The organism is Streptomyces sp. NBC_01335 (assembly GCF_035953295.1).
Lineage (GTDB): Bacteria > Actinomycetota > Actinomycetes > Streptomycetales > Streptomycetaceae > Streptomyces.
In genome coordinates, this window is the sequence record NZ_CP108370.1 from 1,544,718 (window position 1) to 1,560,957 (window position 16,240).

The 16,240-nt window shown below is 73.3% G+C and carries 16 protein-coding genes and 1 pseudogene; 5 read left to right on the forward strand and 12 right to left on the reverse strand.

From position 1 onward, the window contains the following. Positions 1-26: 26 nt before the first annotated feature. Positions 27-1,901 (reverse strand): MFS transporter, encoded by a 1,875-nt coding sequence (locus OG599_RS06340; RefSeq protein WP_327174963.1) that lies wholly within the window; start codon positions 1,899-1,901, stop codon positions 27-29. A 475-nt stretch (positions 1,902-2,376) separates the two neighbouring features. On the opposite strand from OG599_RS06340, the gene OG599_RS06345 reads away from it, so the two are divergent. Next, positions 2,377-3,387: a phosphatase PAP2 family protein gene (locus tag OG599_RS06345; RefSeq protein WP_327174964.1), complete on the forward strand. Its 1,011-nt coding sequence runs from the start codon at positions 2,377-2,379 to the stop codon at positions 3,385-3,387. 90 nt (positions 3,388-3,477) lie between these two features. Here OG599_RS06345 and OG599_RS06350 read toward each other — a convergent pair whose 3' ends face one another. Together OG599_RS06350 and OG599_RS06355 are read right to left on the reverse strand one after the other, a co-directional pair. Beyond that, positions 3,478-3,693 carry an I78 family peptidase inhibitor gene (locus OG599_RS06350; RefSeq protein WP_327174965.1) on the reverse strand — a complete coding sequence of 72 codons (216 nt, stop codon included), beginning with the start codon at positions 3,691-3,693 and terminating at the stop codon, positions 3,478-3,480. Between the two features lie 371 nt (positions 3,694-4,064). Beyond that, complete coding sequence (locus tag OG599_RS06355) at positions 4,065-5,048, reverse strand: helix-turn-helix transcriptional regulator (RefSeq protein ID WP_327174966.1); 984 nt, start codon at positions 5,046-5,048, stop codon at positions 4,065-4,067. A 442-nt stretch (positions 5,049-5,490) separates the two neighbouring features. Here OG599_RS06355 and OG599_RS06360 point away from each other — a divergent pair, with 442 nt between their 5' ends. Both OG599_RS06360 and OG599_RS06365 read left to right on the forward strand, forming a co-directional pair. Next, positions 5,491-6,273, forward strand: coding sequence for a hypothetical protein (locus OG599_RS06360; RefSeq protein WP_327174967.1), 783 nt, complete (start codon positions 5,491-5,493; stop codon positions 6,271-6,273). A 137-nt stretch (positions 6,274-6,410) separates the two neighbouring features. After that, positions 6,411-6,731 (forward strand): hypothetical protein, encoded by a 321-nt coding sequence (locus OG599_RS06365; protein WP_327174968.1) that lies wholly within the window; start codon positions 6,411-6,413, stop codon positions 6,729-6,731. A gap of 139 nt (positions 6,732-6,870) precedes the next feature. Here OG599_RS06365 and der read toward each other — a convergent pair whose 3' ends face one another. The 5 genes from der to aroH form a co-directional block, all read right to left on the reverse strand. Then, on the reverse strand, positions 6,871-8,340 hold the full coding sequence (gene der / locus OG599_RS06370) for a ribosome biogenesis GTPase Der (RefSeq protein ID WP_327174969.1): 1,470 nt from the start codon (positions 8,338-8,340) through the stop codon (positions 6,871-6,873). Positions 8,341-8,396: 56 nt separating this feature from the next. After that, the gene (locus tag OG599_RS06375; RefSeq protein WP_327174970.1) at positions 8,397-9,065 is read right to left on the reverse strand and encodes a lysophospholipid acyltransferase family protein; all 669 of its coding nucleotides are present in this window, start codon (positions 9,063-9,065) and stop codon (positions 8,397-8,399) included. Beyond that, the gene (cmk, locus tag OG599_RS06380) at positions 9,062-9,757 is read right to left on the reverse strand and encodes a (d)CMP kinase (RefSeq protein ID WP_327174971.1); all 696 of its coding nucleotides are present in this window, start codon (positions 9,755-9,757) and stop codon (positions 9,062-9,064) included. Before cmk ends, OG599_RS06375 begins: the two co-directional genes overlap by 4 nt. Positions 9,758-9,947: 190 nt before the next feature. Further along, complete coding sequence (locus OG599_RS06385) at positions 9,948-11,033, reverse strand: prephenate dehydrogenase (protein WP_327174972.1); 1,086 nt, start codon at positions 11,031-11,033, stop codon at positions 9,948-9,950. Continuing rightward, positions 11,030-11,395 (reverse strand): chorismate mutase, encoded by a 366-nt coding sequence (aroH, locus tag OG599_RS06390; protein WP_327174973.1) that lies wholly within the window; start codon positions 11,393-11,395, stop codon positions 11,030-11,032. The genes OG599_RS06385 and aroH overlap by 4 nt, the downstream gene beginning before the upstream one ends. A gap of 97 nt (positions 11,396-11,492) precedes the next feature. On the opposite strand from aroH, the pseudogene OG599_RS06395 reads away from it, so the two are divergent. After that, positions 11,493-11,579: pseudogene (locus OG599_RS06395) on the forward strand (iron sulfur protein); the annotation flags it as partial. A gap of 115 nt (positions 11,580-11,694) precedes the next feature. Continuing rightward, the gene (locus OG599_RS06400) at positions 11,695-12,396 is read left to right on the forward strand and encodes a nucleotidyltransferase domain-containing protein (RefSeq protein ID WP_327174974.1); all 702 of its coding nucleotides are present in this window, start codon (positions 11,695-11,697) and stop codon (positions 12,394-12,396) included. 200 nt (positions 12,397-12,596) lie between these two features. Here OG599_RS06400 and OG599_RS06405 read toward each other — a convergent pair whose 3' ends face one another. The 4 genes from OG599_RS06405 to pnuC are packed head-to-tail and all read right to left on the reverse strand — an operon-like array spanning position 12,597 to position 16,127. Further along, the gene (locus tag OG599_RS06405) at positions 12,597-13,619 is read right to left on the reverse strand and encodes an ADP-ribosylglycohydrolase family protein (RefSeq protein ID WP_327174975.1); all 1,023 of its coding nucleotides are present in this window, start codon (positions 13,617-13,619) and stop codon (positions 12,597-12,599) included. Next, a complete protein-coding gene (locus OG599_RS06410) occupies positions 13,616-14,383 on the reverse strand; it encodes an NUDIX hydrolase (RefSeq protein ID WP_327174976.1) in 768 nt (255 codons plus the stop codon). The genes OG599_RS06405 and OG599_RS06410 overlap by 4 nt, the downstream gene beginning before the upstream one ends. Further along, positions 14,380-15,459 carry an AAA family ATPase gene (locus tag OG599_RS06415; RefSeq protein WP_327174977.1) on the reverse strand — a complete coding sequence of 360 codons (1,080 nt, stop codon included), beginning with the start codon at positions 15,457-15,459 and terminating at the stop codon, positions 14,380-14,382. The genes OG599_RS06410 and OG599_RS06415 overlap by 4 nt, the downstream gene beginning before the upstream one ends. Beyond that, a complete protein-coding gene (pnuC, locus tag OG599_RS06420) occupies positions 15,456-16,127 on the reverse strand; it encodes a nicotinamide riboside transporter PnuC (protein WP_327174978.1) in 672 nt (223 codons plus the stop codon). The genes OG599_RS06415 and pnuC overlap by 4 nt, the downstream gene beginning before the upstream one ends. Positions 16,128-16,240: the final 113 nt, after the last annotated feature.

Here is a 16,240-nt window from a genome sequence, read left to right on the forward strand (position 1 = left end):
AGACTTCGCGCGGCCGACGCTACGGCTCAGCGGGACGCGCGTCCAGAGCCGGTCGCCTCGGCCGGTTCGCGTCGCGCCACAGGCACCTCACGGCCGGCCCGGAGGCCGCCCCGCTCCTGGTGGTCCGGTGTGCGGGGGCCGGCGATCCGGGGCTCGGGCCCCGTACGGCGGGGGTCCGCCGCGCACTCCATGGACCGCGGCAGCCGCAGCGCGGCCAGCGCGCCGAGCAGCAGCAGCCCGGCGCTGACCAGCAGGGTGAGGTGGAGGCCGTGGACGAACGCGTGCCGCGCGGTGGACCGCACCAGCCCCCCGGCCGGGCCGCCGAGCCGGTCCGCCACCTGGTACGCCTCGCCGAGGGAGTGTGCGGCGGCGCTGCCCGCGGCGGCCGGTACGCCCTCCTTGTGCAGGGCGGCGAGGCCGGGGGCGTAGGCGGCGTTCATGACACTGCCCAGCAGGGCGATCCCGAGCCCGGCGCCGAGCTGGTACGAGGTCTCCCCGATCGCCGCCGCACCGCCCGCGCGGTCGGCCGGAACGTCGTTGAGCATCGACTCGTAGGCGCCGAAGAGGGTGGTCTGGAGCCCGAAGCCCAGCAGGACGAAGCCGGCCGTCATCAGGGCGGGGCGGTCGTGCCCGCCCATCAGCGTCAGCAGCAGCACCGACCCCGCCGTCAGCACGAAGCCGAGCCCGACCATCCTGCGGGGGCCGAGGCGGCGCAGGGTGTACATGCCGGTGGCCCCGGCGGCCATGGCCGCGAAGGTCAGCGGGAGCAGCCGCAGTCCGGTCCTGAGCGGGCTGAGGTCCAGGACGAGCTGGAGGTACTGGACGGCGATGAGTTCGAGGCCGACCAGGGCCAGCATGGCGAGGACGATGCAGCCGACCGCCGTGGCGAAGGCGGGCCGGGCGAACATGCCGATGTCGATCAGCGGGTGCGTGCGCCGCCGCTGGCGGCGGACGAACAGCACGAGGAAGAGCACCCCGGCCACCAGCGGGACGAGCGAGGCCGGATCGAGGACGCCCTCCCCCGCGCCCATCCGCTTGACGCCCAGGACGGCACCGAGCACCCCGGCGGCGGCCATCAGCGCGCCGAGCACGTCCCACGGGCCCTTGCCGGAGCCGCGCGACTCCGGCAGCAGCCGGCGCCCGACCGGGAGCACCAGCGCCATCAGCGGGACGTTGATCAGGAAGACCGAGCCCCACCAGTAGTGCTCGACGAGGAAGCCGCCGATGACCGGGCCGGTGGCAGCGCCGACGGCGGCGACCGCCGTCCAGACCCCGATGGCGACGGCCCGCTCGCGGCGGTCGGGAAAGACCTGGCGCAGGATCGACAGGGTGGCCGGCATGATCATCGCGCCGCCGACCCCGAGCAGGGCGCGGGCGGCGACGAGTATCCCGGGGCTGCCCGCGAAGGCGGCGAGCGCGGAGGCGGCACCGAAGAGGGCGTAACCGCAGAGCAGCACCCGCCGTCTGCCGACCCGGTCCCCGAGGGTGCCGAAGAGGATCAGCAGCGAGGCGCAGACCAGCGGGTAGGCGTCCACGATCCACAGCAGGGCCACCGGGCCGGGCCGCAGGTCCTCGGTGACGGCGGGCACGGCGACGTGCAGCACGGTCGAGTCGAGCGCGACCAGCAGCAGGCTGAGGCAGAGGACGACGAGAACGACCCAGCGGTTTCGGCCGGGGCCGCGTCCGGAGCGGGCGGAGTCGGTGCCGCCGCCGCTCGGGGTCGTACCGGGGGCTGGGCCCGTATCGCTCGCACCGGTGCCGCCCGGGGGCGTACGGGAGGCGGGGCCGGCGTCCTCGTCGCTCGTGCGCGCACTCGTGCTCGTGCTCGTGCTCGTGCTGGAGGCGGAGCTCTTGCCGGTGGCTGGGCGCGGGGCGCTCGGGGCCGTGTTCCTCCCGGACATCTGCGTACCTCCCATGTGTCCCTCGCGCTCGGCGGACCGGAGCGGCAATGGTGCGCGGCGCCCCCGGGGCCCGGCATCGACGGGCGAGTGAGCCGTCAGCGTACGCGAGTGCACCGCTGTCACACGTGGCCCAGCTCATACCCTCCGTCACGGGCGTTGTGGCGTGCGCCACACTTCTGCCCGTCCGGCGCCCGCTCTCCCGCGCCCGCGCCGGGAGGGCGGGACCTCCTTCCCTCCAGGAGAGCGGGGGCGGCGGAAAGGCCGGCAAATACCGACGGCGACTTCTTCCGCGAAATGGAGTGGCCGTCACCGCGGCCTTGACGGAACTACCCGGAAGGAGGAGAAGGGCCGATCCTGTTGTTTTTTCTCCGGGACCGGAAAACGGCACGTCCGGCGACATGGGTCACATCACATCGTCATCACAAACCCGTGGGATCGACCGGGTCACACACTCACTCGCTGTAACGTCGATTGGGTGCGTACCGACATCTTTGCCCGGCTGGACCGGGAGCCGGAACCGCCGAAGATAGAGATCCCGCGGATGAGCCGTCACCGTGTGGCCCTCTTCGGCGGGACGTTGGCGTTCTATCTCGTCATCGTCTACCTGGTCCTGATCTCGTCGTGGCTGGTGGCCCTGGACTGGAAGGTCATGCTCTTCCGGCCGTACCAGCAGTGGCCGTCGCTGCACGCCTTCCTCGACTACTACGTCGTGCTGGGCCAGCGCGGACCGACCGCGGTGATGATCGCGAGCTGGCTCGGCTGGCGTTCCTGGCGTCAGCACACCTTGCGCCCCCTGCTCACGCTGGGGGCCGCACTGCTGCTGCTCAACGGGTCCGTGGGCGGCGTCAAGATCTTCCTCGGGCGGCTCGGCCCGCACTACGCGACGCAGATCGGATCGGCCGAGCTCTTCGCCGGCGGCGATATATTTCCGTCCGGACACACCGCGAACGCCGTCGTGACCTGGGGAATCCTCGCCTACCTGGCCACCACGCCGAAGGCCCGGCGCTATCTGTCGGCCATCTCGGCGACGGTGTCGCTGGGCGTGGGACTCACCACCGTGTACATCGGCACGCACTGGCTCAGCGACGTCCTGCTGGGCTGGGCGGCCGGGCTTCTGGTCCTCCTGGCCCTGCCCTGGGTGGAGCCGCTCGTCACCCAGGCCGAGCAGCTGATCCTGGCCGCGCGCGAGCGCTGGCGGCAGCGGCGGAGCCGCGGGGCCGCGGGCATCTCCGTCCCGGTCGCGGCGGGCGGGCACCGTCCGGTGCGACCGCTCGGCGCGGACCCCGACGAGGCCGTGGCCGTGGCCGTGGGGACCGACGGCGCTCCGGGGCTCATGCCCGCCGGTGCGGCCGCCCGTACCCGACCGGCTCCGCACGCGGTACGCACGGAGCGCGCCCCGGGAGCACCGGCCGGTTCACGGCGGCCGTCGCACCCGGACCGGCCACCCCGGTCCACCGCAGCCCCGGCCCGCCCGATGGGCGGCTGACCGCGCCGGCGCACGCAGGGCGGAGGCCCCGGCTCCGGCCGGGGCCTCCGTCGTGCCCGGGGCCCGCGGGACCCTCCGGGCCCCGGTGGGTCAGCCGATCCAGCAGCGGGTCACGGTGGAGTCCTCGACCTGGAAGTTGATGCGCCCGGTGCGGAACTCCATGGTCAGGATCGTGCCCGGCGGGACGGCCCGGACCGTGGTCCAGCCGTGCGCCACGGCCCTTCGCTCGGCGGTCGTGGTGTCCAGGCCGACGTACGGCCCGGGCGGGTCGTCGGGCTGGACGGGCGGGGTCGGTAGGGATGCCATACCTTCCACCGTAGAGCGTGCGGGGCGCCCCCGGGCAGGGTGCGGCCGCCCCGGGACCCGTACGACCGCCCGCTCGCGCGCCTCTTCCGCGTGCGGCATCGGTCACACTTGTGTCACAAGATCCACATCGGTATTCGGCTCGAACAATTAACTCGAACAAGTGGCCCGGTGCGGCGGAAACGGTAATGTGAACGCCCTTGCGGCGTACGCGTCGGCAGCTTCGGGGAATTGCGCCGGGAGCCGTCGGAAGGTCCGGTTCGCAGCCTTCTCCGGAATATGCGCGCACGGGACCGCGCCGCCCGGAATTCATCTGCTCTTATGCCGGTCTTATCCCGTCCTCACCCATCCCTCACATCCGTCCGGCGCGTCCACTATGCGGAATGTCCAGACCTGTGCAGGGCCGAGGTCAGCAGGTCACGGGCGGCCAGGATGCGCGCGGTCAGCTCCGGGGGCTCCACGACCGCGAACTCGAAACCCGTCATCAGCACGTGGACGACCAGCACGTCCAGGCTCGCCGCTCCCGAGGTGAACAGGCAGCTGTCGGCGTCGAGGGGCTCCAGTACGCCCGCCGACGGGCTGATCCGGGAGGCCGCCTCCTCGGCCGGGACCATCAGCCGGACCACCCCCCTGACCGGGTAGACGGTGGTCGAGACGCCCCGCGACACATAGGCGGCCAGGTCCTCCGCCGGGGGCGGGCGGGGGGTGAAGCGGGAGCCGTGCGGCGGGGTCGGAGTGATCCGGTCGGCCCGGAAGGTACGCCAGCCCTCCCGGTCCACGTCCCAGGCGACCAGGTACCAGCGGCGCTCGGCGCACACCAGCCGGTGCGGTTCCGCGTGTCTGCGCGACTCGGCCCCGCCGTGGTCCCGGTAGGCGAACCGGAGCCGCCGGCAGTCCCGGCAGGCGCCCGCGAGCTCGGTCAGCAGCCCGGGGTCGACCGCGCTCCCCTCCGGCCCGGGCCCGCGCACCATGGGCACCGTGAAGGCGCTCAGCGCGCCGACCCGGCGGCTCAGCCGGTCCGGCAGCACCTGTTCGACCTTGGCGAGCGCACGGACCGAGGTCTCGCCGATGCCCTCGACCCCGTTGCCCGCGGCGGTACGCAGCCCGACCACCACCGCGACGGCCTCGTCGTCGTCCAGCAGCAGCGGCGGCAGCGCCGCCCCGGCACCGAGCTGGTAGCCGCCGCCCGTACCGGGACTGGCGTGCACGGGGTAACCGAGCTCGCGCAGCTTGTCGACGTCGCGCCGTACGGTGCGCGGGGTGACGCCGAGGCGTTCGGCCAGCTGGTGTCCGCTCCAGTCGCGGTGGGCCTGGAGGAGCGAGAGCAGGCGCAGCAGTCGTGCCGAGGTCTCCAACATGCCCGGGAGTCTGCCAGCACTCGCGGACACCTTCTGTCCGCGGTCGGAGCGGGCACCTTCTGTCCGCGGTCGGAGCGGGCACCCTCTGCCGATGCCGGGGGCGAGCGCCTTCTGCCCGCTGAAAATCGTACGGACGCTGCCCCCGATGCTGTACGCGGCCGTACGCGCGCGAGGGCCCGGGGCCCGTCCCCCAGGGCCCCGGTACGCGCCCGCGTCCGCCCCTCCGTGCCCGGTCGGTCCCCCTGCGGCGGCGGGCCGACCGGGCACGGAACCCGGGACCCCGCCCCGTGCGGCGGACCCGGCCGAACGGTCCGGGCGCCCGTCGCGCCCGGGGGTACGCCGTTTCGGTGCGGCTTCGGGCGTGACCCGGGCGGCGGATCGTCCGTTGTTCTTGCATGAGCCGGGACCCGCCCGGCCACGCACCGACTCCTAGGAGCGCCCCGTGCCCCGCATGCTCGACGTCAGCGAGGACGTACGCGCCGAAATCGGCGACGCCGAAGCAGACCGGCTGCTCGTCGGCGACAACGCCCCGGGCAGCTACGACTGCACCTCCTGCCGCACCCCCGGCAACTCGGAGCAGGAACGCACCAGCACCGTGCTGTTCGTGGGGGACGAGACGGCCGTCCTGGCCTTCGCCCACGCCTCCTGCATCCCGTCCCAGGTCGTGCGCGTCGCCGAGGACCAGCTCCAGGGCGCGGTGCGCAGCATCACCGGCAGCGAACCGCAGAACCCGGAGGGTCTCATGCCCGAACAGGCCGTCCTCGGCATCACCAGCGGACTCGTCCTCATCGAGGACGATCTCCGCCCGGCTCTGGTCGTCGAGCCGACCGGCCCGATCGCCCGGCCCGGCACCGACGGCAGCAGGGGCGACGAGTTCCTCCAGCTGCTCCTGGAGCAGGGCTTCCGGCACGCCCACGACCTCGACCGGCTGCCCGGGGTGCTGCCCGGCTGGTCGGTGCTGCTGGCCATGGGTCAGCTGCACGCCGTGCTGCAGCCGGGCACCGGCGGCGGCTCCCCCGTCGCCTGGTGGCAGGCGCACCAGCCGCTCCAGGTCACCGACGGCTGGCGGGCGGCGGCCAACAAGTCGCAGCAGGTCCTGGTCTTCGCCGCCCCGGCCGGGGCGATCGGCCAGCAGCCCCGCGAGGACCTGCTGAGGGACGCGCTGGACAAGGCGGCGGTCAACGGTCTGCTCGTCGCCTCCTCGATGCCGCTGGCCGGGACCTGATCGTGTCCACGCCTCCCGCCGGTCTCCGTCGCGTGGCGTTTTCTCCTCCGGGGCCGCATCCGACGGACGCCGGGGTCGTTGGCCCTTATGTGCACTCATACGACCCACCCCGCCAGCATCTGAGCCCGATCCCCGGCATGCGCCCGTCCAGGGACTTCCCGGGGGGCTCATCGCCCACCCCGATCTACGACGCGCTGTACTCCGAATACCTGCGGTCGTTCCGGGCGCTTCCGGGTGACCGAAGCGGCGAGGAGAGTCTGGGCTTCCTGGGCTTCGGCGGTCCGGGCAGGCTCGCCGCCCGCCCGGGGAGCTTCGGGCACGCCGCTGCCGCCGCGCAGCAGGGGCGTACGGCCGCCCAGAGCGGCGGCTCGGGCGCGGGCGGCGCCTGGCAGCGGGTGGGCCGGCACGCCGGGCGTCCGCAGCCGGCGGCTCTGCCCCCCGGCTCGCGGGAGCCCTGAGGCGGACCGCCGTGGCACCGCCGCTCGCGGAGGTCCTGCGACGGGCCCCGCGCCAGGTCCCGTACACGTGACGGAGCCCCGGACGCTTCCCTCCCGGTGAGGGGGGCGTCCGGGGCTCCGTCACGTTCGGGGCCGCGTGCTACTTGTTGCGGCCGCGCTTCTCGCGCACCCGCACCGAGATGTGGATCGGGGTGCCTTCGAAGCCGAACTCCTCGCGCAGGCGGCGCTCCACGAAGCGGCGGTAGCCGTGCTCCAGGAAGCCGGAGGCGAAGAGGACGAACCGCGGCGGCTTGGTGCCCGCCTGGGTGCCGAAGAGGATGCGGGGCTGCTTTCCGCCCCGGACCGGGTGCGGGTGGGAGGCGACGATCTCACCGAGGAAGGCGTTCAGCCGGCCGGTGGGGATACGGGTCTCCCAGCCTTCGAGAGCCGTCTCGATCGCGGGGACCAGCTTCTCCATGTGGCGGCCGGTCACCGCGGAGACGTTGACGCGCGGCGCCCAGGCGATCTGCGCGAGCTCCGTCTCGATCTCGCGCTCCAGGTAGTAGCGGCGCTCCTCGTCGAGGGTGTCCCACTTGTTGAAGGCGACGACGAGCGCGCGCCCGGCCTCCACGGCCATGGTGACGATCCGCTGGTCCTGGACGCTGATGGACTCGCTGGAGTCGATCAGGACGACGGCGACCTCGGCCTTCTCCAGGGCGGCGGCGGTACGCAGCGAGGCGTAGTAGTCCGCTCCTTCCTGGAGGTGCACGCGGCGGCGGATACCGGCCGTGTCGATGAACTTCCAGGTGATGCCGCCGAGGTTGATCAGCTCGTCGACCGGGTCACGGGTGGTGCCCGCGAGCTCGTTGACGACGACGCGGTCCTCGCCCGCGACCTTGTTCAGCAGCGAGGACTTGCCGACGTTCGGGCGGCCGATGAGCGCGATGCGGCGGGGGCCGCCGACGGGGGTGCCGAAGCGCTGCGCCGGGGCCTCGGGCAGGGCTTCGAGGACGGCGTCCAGCATGTCGCCAGTGCCGCGGCCGTGCAGCGAGGAGACCGGGTGGGGCTCGCCGAGGCCGAGCGACCAGAGTGCGGTGGCGTCGGCCTCGCCGCTCTGTCCGTCGACCTTGTTGGCGCAGAGCACGACGGGCTTGCCCGCCTTGCGCAGCAGCCTGACGACGGCCTCGTCGGTGTCGGTCGCGCCGACGGTGGAGTCGACCACGAAGACGACCGCGTCGGCGGTCTCGATGGCGTACTCCGCCTGGGCGGCGACGGAGGCGTCGAGCCCCAGCACGTCCTGCTCCCAGCCGCCGGTGTCGACGACCTTGAAGCGGCGTCCGGCCCACTCGGCCTCGTACGTGACGCGGTCACGGGTGACGCCGGGCTTGTCCTGGACGACGGCCTCGCGGCGGCCGATGATGCGGTTCACCAGCGTCGACTTGCCGACGTTGGGGCGGCCGACGACGGCGAGGACGGGCAGCGGGCCCGCTCCCACCTCGTCGAGGGCGCCCTCGATCTCCTCGGGATCGAAGCCTTCCTGCGCGGCGAGCTCCATGAACTCCGCGTACTCGGCGTCGCCAAGTGCTCCGTGCTCGTGGTCCGAGCCGTCGGAGTGAATCTGGTCGTTCATGAAGTCCGTTCCTCTGTACGTCATCATCGATGGGCCGCGGTGACGCGGCTCACTACTCAGGTCTTGACCGGACGCCCGGTGAGGCGCCTGGCGTCTTCCAGGTGCGCGGCCAGCTTCCGCTGGATCCGCACGGTGGCCTCGTCCAGGGCCTTGCGGGTCCGGCGTCCGCTGCCGTCGCCCGCGTCGAACGCGTCGCCGAAGACCACGTCCACCCGGCTGCGCAGCGGGGGCAACGCGGATATCAACCGTCCCCGGGCCTCCGTGCTTCCCAGGACCGCCACGGGGACGATCGGCGCCCCGCCGCGAACCGCGAAGTACGCCAGTCCGGCCCGCAGCGACGCGAAGTCGCTCTCGCCCCGCGTGCCCTCGGGAAAGATCCCGAGTGCCCCGCCGTCCGCCAGTACGCCGAGCGCCTGGGTGATGGCGGTGCGGTCGGCGGCCGTACGGTCCACCTTCAGCTGCCCGATTCCGCGCAGGAACGGGTCGAGGGGGCCGACGAACGCCTCTTTTTTGATCAGGAAGTGCACCGGCCGGGGCGCGGTACCCATCAGCATCGGTCCGTCGATGTTGTGCGAGTGGTTCACCGCGAGTATGACGGGTCCGGCGGACGGAACCCGCCAGGCACCGAGGACCCGGGGCTTCCACAGCCCGTACATCAGTCCGATACCGATGCCGCGCCCTACGGCCGCTCCGCGTTCGGAGGGCACCGGGGTGGCTTCCGTCACTTCGCCGCCCGCTTCTCCTCGACGAGGGTGACGACGCACTCGATGACCTGGTCGAGGGTCAGCTCGGTGGTGTCCACCTCGACGGCGTCGCCGGCCTTGGCGAGCGGGGAGGTCTTGCGGCCGGAGTCGGCCGCGTCCCGCTTGATCAGGGCTTCCTTGGTGGCGGCGACGTCCGCGCCCTTCAGCTCGCCGCTGCGGCGGGCCGCGCGGGCCTCCGGCGAGGCGGTGAGGAAGACCTTGAGGTCGGCGTCGGGCAGCACGGTGGTGCCGATGTCCCGGCCCTCCACCACGATGCCCCCGTCGGCGGTCGCGGCGATGGAGCGCTGGAGCGCCGTGATCAGGGCGCGCACCTCGGGGACCGCGCTGACGGCGCTGACGTTGGAGGTGACCTCCTGCGTACGGATCGGCCCGGAGGCGTCCTCGCCGTCGACGGTGATCGTGGGGGCGGACGGGTCGGTGCCGGAGACGATCGCGGGCTTGCCGGCGGCGGTCGCGACGGCGGCCGCGTCGGAGACGTCCACGCCGTTGCTCAGCATCCACCAGGTGATCGCCCGGTACTGCGCGCCGGTGTCCAGGTAGCTCAGGCCGAGCTTGGCGGCGACGGCCTTGGAGGTGCTCGACTTGCCGGTGCCGGAGGGGCCGTCGATGGCGACGATCACAGCGGAGCTTGCGGTTTCCACGGCGGTGGGCACCTTCCTGGTACACGGGGCGGGACGGGCGGGGACCGGGCCGGCCGACGGACGGCCCGGTCCAAGGTTACCGAGTGTGGGGGACACACCTGTACCCCGATCGGACGCATCCCGCCGCGGACCGGGCTCCGGGCCCGTACCGGACGGCGCTCCGGGGGCGCGTGGGGCCCCGGAGCCGTACGGGACCGGGGGGTCAGGGGCGGAGCGACCAGCCGCGCTCGGTGAGGGCGGAGCCGAGCGCGGCTGCGGCGCTGGGCTCGACCATGAGCTGGACCAGGCCCGCCTGCTGGCCGGTGGCGTGCTCGATCCGGACGTCCTCGATGTTCACCCCGGCCCGTCCGGCGTCCGCGAAGATCCGGGCCAGCTCGCCGGGGCGGTCGCTGATGAGGACGGCGACGACCTCGTACGAGGCGGGGCCCGCGCCGTGCTTGCCGGGGACCCGGACACGGCCGGCGTTGCCGCGCCGCAGCACGTCCTCGATGCCCGCCGTGCCCGTACGGCGCTTCTCCTCGTCGGCGGACTGGAGCCCGCGCAGCGCCCGTACCGTCTCGTCGAGGTCGGTGGCGATGCCGGCGAGCACGTCGGCGACGGGACCGGGGTTGGCGGAGAGGATCTCCACCCACATCCGGGGGTCGGAGGCGGCGATCCGGGTGACGTCGCGGATGCCCTGCCCGCACAGGCGTACGGCGGTCTCGTCGGCCTCCTCCAGCCGGGCGGCGACCATCGAGGAGATCAGCTGCGGGGTGTGCGAGACCAGGGCGACGGCCCGGTCGTGCGCGTCGGCGTCCATGACCACGGGGACGGCCTTGCAGACCGCGACCAGCTCCAGAGCGAGGTTGAGCACCTCGGTGTCCGTGTCCCGGGTCGGGGTGAGGACCCAGGGGCGGCCCTCGAAGAGGTCCCCGGTGGCGGCGAGGGGGCCGGAGCGCTCCTTGCCGGCCATCGGGTGCGTACCGATGTACGGGGTCAGGTCGAGCCCCAGCGCCTCCAGCTCGCGCCGGGGGCCGCCCTTGACGCTCGCGACGTCGAGGTACCCGCGGGCGACGCCGTCGCGCATGGCACCGGCCAGCACCGACGCGGTGTGCGCGGGCGGTACGGCGATGACGGCGAGGTCCACCGGGCCCTCCGGCGGCTCCTCGGTACCGGCCCCGAGCGCCGCGGCGGTGCGGGCGGACGCGGGGTCGTGGTCGGCGAGGTGGACGTGGATGCCACGGCCGGCCAGGGCGAGGGCGGCGGAGGTGCCGACCAGTCCGGTACCGATGACGAGGGCGGTTCTCACTGGGCGATGTCCTTGCGGAGGGCGGCGGTGGCGCCGAGGTAGACGTGCTGGATCCGCGCCCGGGGGCGGTCGGTCTCGATGTGCGCGAGTATCCGGACCACCCGGGGCATGGCCCCCTCGACGTCGAGTTCCTGGGCGCAGATCAGCGGGACATCGACGATACCGAGCCCGCGGCGCGCGGCGGCCGCGGGGAAGCCGTTGCGGAGGTCGGGGGTGGCGGTGAACCAGATACTGATGAGGTCCTCGTGGCTCAGGCCGTTGCGCTCCAGCACGGCGGCGAGCAGGGCGCCCACCCGCTCGTCCATCTCCCCGGACTCGTCCCGGTCCAGCTGGACGGCTCCTCGGACCGCGCGTACCGCCACGTCGTTCTCCCTCGCTGTTCGTCTCCGTCGACGCTCTGTGGTCAGAGTAGAGCGACGGTCCGGCGGGTGGGACCGGCGTTTCTCTGTGTGAGACGGGGACGCGGCGGTGGAGGCCGGCCCGGCGACCCGGTCGCTGCCCGCCGAGAGGATCACGGTCAGCGGCGGCTCCATCCGGACGGCGTGAGTCGGCGGGAGACGGCGGGGCGGGCTTTCAAGATCCGCCGAAGGCGTCCCCGATCATCCGAGCGGAAGGAAAAACTCGCGGCGCCCACACCCCGCCCCCGCGTACCCTCACGCCCATGACCAGCCCCGATGCCGCATCGCTCGTCCGCGACCACACCGTCTACTCCTGTGTGATGGGGTCGCGTGCGTTCGGGCTGGCGACCGAGGGGAGCGACATCGACCGGCGTGGGGTGTTCCTCGCGCCGACCGCCTCGTTCTGGCGGTTCGAGAAGCCGCCGACGCACCTGGACGGTCCCGCGCCGGAGCAGTTCTCGTGGGAGCTGGAGCGTTTCTGCGAACTGGCCCTGCGCGCCAACCCGAACGTCCTGGAGTGCCTGCACTCCCCGCTGGTGGAGCGGATCGACGACACCGGCCGCGAACTCCTCGCGCTGCGGGACGCCTTCCTGTCCCGGGAGGTGTACGCCACCTTCACCCGGTACGCGACGGGTCAGCGCCGGAAGCTGGAGGCCGACGAGCGGACGCACGGCGCGCCGCGCTGGAAGCACGCCATGCATCTGCTGCGCCTGCTGATGTCGGCCCGGGACCTGCTGCGTACCGGGGTGCTCACCATCGATGTCGGCGAGCGGCGGGAGGAGCTGCTCGCGGTGAAGCGGGGCGAGGTGGGGTGGCCCGAGGTGGAGCGCCGGATGACGCGACTGGCCGGGGAGTGCGAGGGGGCCGTCGGCCGGTCCCCGCTGCCGGACCGGCCCGACCGGGCCCGGGTGGAGGAGTTCCTCGTACGGACCCGGCGGGCCTCGGCGCTGAACGGCGGCCGGTAGCCGACCGGCAGAAGGGAGCTCACTCCCCCAGCCGGCGTGGTGACTGGTGATCAGTCAAGGTGCCAGGGAGACGAGTTCATGGCGGACCGGGCTCGTAAGCACGACCAGCGGGGAGAGCAGCCCCGCACCACTGCCGCCCGGTATCGCCCCGGCCTCTCCAGATTCAGTGTCCATGGGCCAAGGATCCCAGAGGCCGCACCTCACGAGTCCCAGAGCGCCCCCAGCGACAGCAGGTCGCTCCGGTACTCGATCCGCTCGGCCCACTCCTTGGGCCAGGCCGAGGCTCCCAGGTGGGCGCCGGCGAGCGCGCCGGTGAGGCAGGCCAGCGAGTCGGAGTCGCCCCGGGTGCAGGCGGCCCGGCGCAGGGCGGTGACGGGTTCCTCGGGGAAGAGCAGGAAGCAGTGCAGGGCCGTCGCGAGGGCCTCCTCGGCGATCCAGCCGTCCCCCGTGCGCTCGCAGGGGTCGGTCTCCGGGGACGGGTCGCGCAGGGCGTCCTGGACGCGGGTCAGCACCTCCAGGCACTCGTCCCAGCCGCGCTGGATGTAGGACTGGGCGGAGGCGTCGTGGGTGTGGCGCCAGAGGTCGCCGAGCCAGCGCTCGTGGTAGCGGCTCCGGTTCTCGTACGCGTAGCTGCGCAGCTGGCCGACGAGGCCGAGGGGCTCGGCGCCTCTGGCCAGCAGGTGGACGGCGCGGGCCATCAGGTCGGAGGCGGCCAGGGCGGTGGGGTGGCCGTGGGTCAGGGCGGCCTGGAGCTGGGCGGCGCCGGCGCGCTGTTCGTCGCTGAGGCCGGGGACCAGTCCGACGGGGGCGACCCGCATGTTGGCGCCGCACCCCTTGGAACCGGTCTGGCTGGCTTCCTGCCAGGGGCGGTCGCCGTCGAGGAGCCGGCAGGCGACCATGCAGGTGCGGCCGGGGGCGCGGTTGTTGTCGGGCGAGTGGTACCAGTCGACGAACTCCTCCCGGACCGGCCGGGCCAGCCGGAGCCCGGTGAGCGGGCCCCGGTCCATGGCGGTGCGGATGCCCCGTCCGAGGGCAAGGGTCATCTGGGTGTCGTCGGTGACGAACGCGGGCCGGGGCAGTTCCATCGCGCGCCACGGGCCGCATTTGGCCAGGATGGCGGGCACGTCGTTGAACTCGGTCGGGAAGCCCAGTGCGTCGCCGAGGGCGAGTCCGACGAGCGAGCCGGTGGCGGCCTGTTTGGTGCGGGTTCTGGTGACGATCACGGGGTTCTTCCTTCCGGTCGCAGGAGCGGGGGGTGCAGGGCGGTGGCGGTGCCCGCCCGGTAGAGGGCGGCGGGTTTGCCCCGGCCCCCGGTGCGGCGCGGGGGCCCTTCGACGGCCTCGACGAAGCCGGACGTGGCGAGGACCTTGCGCCGGAAGTTGGGGCGGTCGAGTGCGGTGCCCCAGACGGTTTCGTAGACCTGCTGGAGTTCGCCGAGGGTGAACTCGGCGGGGCAGAACGCCGTTGCCAGGCAGGTGTATTCGAGCTTGGATCCGATGCGGTCGTGGGCGTCGGCGAGGATGGTGCCGTGGTCGAAGGCGAGCGGCCCCGGCACCCCGGTGTCCTCCTCGCCGAAGGCCCACCAGCGGGCGCTGACGGCGTCGCCGCCGCCGCGCGGTTCGGGCAGGTCCGGCAGGAGCGCCGCGTACGCGACGGAGACGACCCGCATCCTCGGGTCGCGGTCCGGTTCGGTGTAGGTGCGCAGTTGTTCGAGGTGGACCTCGCAGACGGTGTCCTCGTCCAAGCCGGTCTCCTCGGCCAGTTCGCGCCGGGCGGCCTGCGGGGCGGACTCACGGGGGGCGACGAATCCGCCGGGGAGCGCCCAACGCCCCTTGTACGGTTCCTCGCCGCGTTCCACGAGCAGCACGTGGAGCCGCCCTTCGCGGACCGTGAAGACGGCGAGGTCGACGGTGACGGCGAACGGGGTGAAGGCGTACGGGTCGTAGCCCTCCGGGGCCGCCGCGGGTTCAGGGGCCGGGGTGTTCATCGTCGCTCCGGGAGTGGGGGGTTGAAGTGCCAGCCGGACGCGAGGAGTTCGTCGACGGCGGCGACGGCGGTGGCGAGCCGCTGTTCGCGGGTGCCGGTGATCTCCACGAACCGGCGTCCGGTGCGGGTGAGTTCGGCGCGGAAGCGGTCCGTCATCCAGGGCCGCAGCTCCTCGCCGTCGCGCAGCCCGTCGTCCTCGAAGGGGACGCCCTCGTGGTCGGTGAGGAGCCACAGGTGGTGGTGGACGCGGTCGGCGGTCTCCTCGACGCGCGGGTTGCGCCCGCCGACGTACCGCTCGTGCCAGACGGTGGTGGCGAAGGAGTCGGTGTCGCAGAAGAGCACCGGCGATCCGGTCCGTGCGGCGGCCTCCTCGCGGTCGTTCTGGACGGCGGCGATCAGCGGGAAGTCGCCGGTGGTGAAGACGACGTCCTCCCACTGGGCGCCGGGGTGGTCGGCGCGCAGGGCGGCGAGTTTCTGTTCGCTGAACTCCCGTCCGTACTCCGGCACGTCGCGTGTCCTGGCCCACACCCCGCCGCGTCGGCGGTAGTGCTCGGCCAGGGCGAGCGTCAGGGTGGTGGTGCCGGTGGACTCGGCGCCGAGCACGACGACCCGGCGGGCGAGCGCGGCGCGTACCGGCGGCTCCAGGAAGTCCCAGCAGGCGACGGGGTCCTCGCGGACGGCCGTGCCGGAGACCGGGAAGACGGTGCGGTCCGGGTCGACGGAGACGGGCTCGGCACCGAAGCGCCGGGCGAGTTCGTCGCCGTACGCCTCCGAGGAGAAGACGGCGTCCACCCGTTCGGGGACGGCGGCGGTGAACACCGCCATGTGCGCGTCCCAGACCGCGGGGTCGTGGACGTCCATCCGTATGTCGTCCACCGCCCCGACGACCGTGGCGGCGGGGTGCGTCTCGCGCATCCAGGCCACCCGGTCGGCGAGCGGCACCGATTCGACCCCGGCGGCGCAGACGAGGACGGTGAGCCGCTCGCAGCGGTCCTGGGCGGTACGGACGAGGTGGTGGTGGCCTGCGTGCGGCGGGTAGAACTTGCCGAGCACCAGGCCGTGGGCGTACTTCTTCACGCCGCCACCTCCGCGGGTCCGGCCGGGCGGCCGGCCGCACCCGGGCCCGTCGCGAGGTCGCGCCGCCAGGAGCGCAGCCCGGCCACGCAGAGCGCGAGGAAGCCGACGTAGAGCAGCGAGGTCAGGTAGAGGCCCTTGTGGGCGTAGAGCGGGATGTAGACGAGGTCGGCGGCGATCCAGAGCCACCAGGACTCGACCCGCTTGCGGCTCTGCCCGTAGGTCGCCATCAGGGAGAGCGCGGTCGTCAGCGCGTCCCAGAACGGCACGGTCGAGTCGGTGGCGCGGGCGAGCAGGAGAGTCAGCGCGAGGGTCCCCACCACCCCCGCCGCGAGCAGCCAGGTCCATTCGGCGCGCGGCGTACCGCGTACCGGCAGGACAGGTGCTCCTGGTCCACCCCCGTGGGTCCAGGTCCACCAGCCGTACGCGGCGAGGGCGATGAAGACGATCTGGAGTCCGGCGTCGGCGTAGAGGCCGGACTGTGCGAAGAGCAGTACGAAGAAGAGGTTGTTGGCGATGCCGACCGGCCAGTTGGCCAGGTGCTGGCGCACCACGAGCCAGACGCAGAGGGCCCCGCTGCCGAATCCGAGCACCTCGGTCCAGCTGACCGGGGTGTCCAGCCAGGTCACCAGGGGTTGCTGCAGGGGGTCGAGAACATCCGCGAGACTCACGCCCGCCTCCTTAATGGTCACTCTGACTATAAAGGTGGTCCGGGACATGCGAAAGGCCCGCGGCCGGTTCCGTTCAGAAAGTTCGAACGGAACCGGCCGCGGGCCTTCGCAGA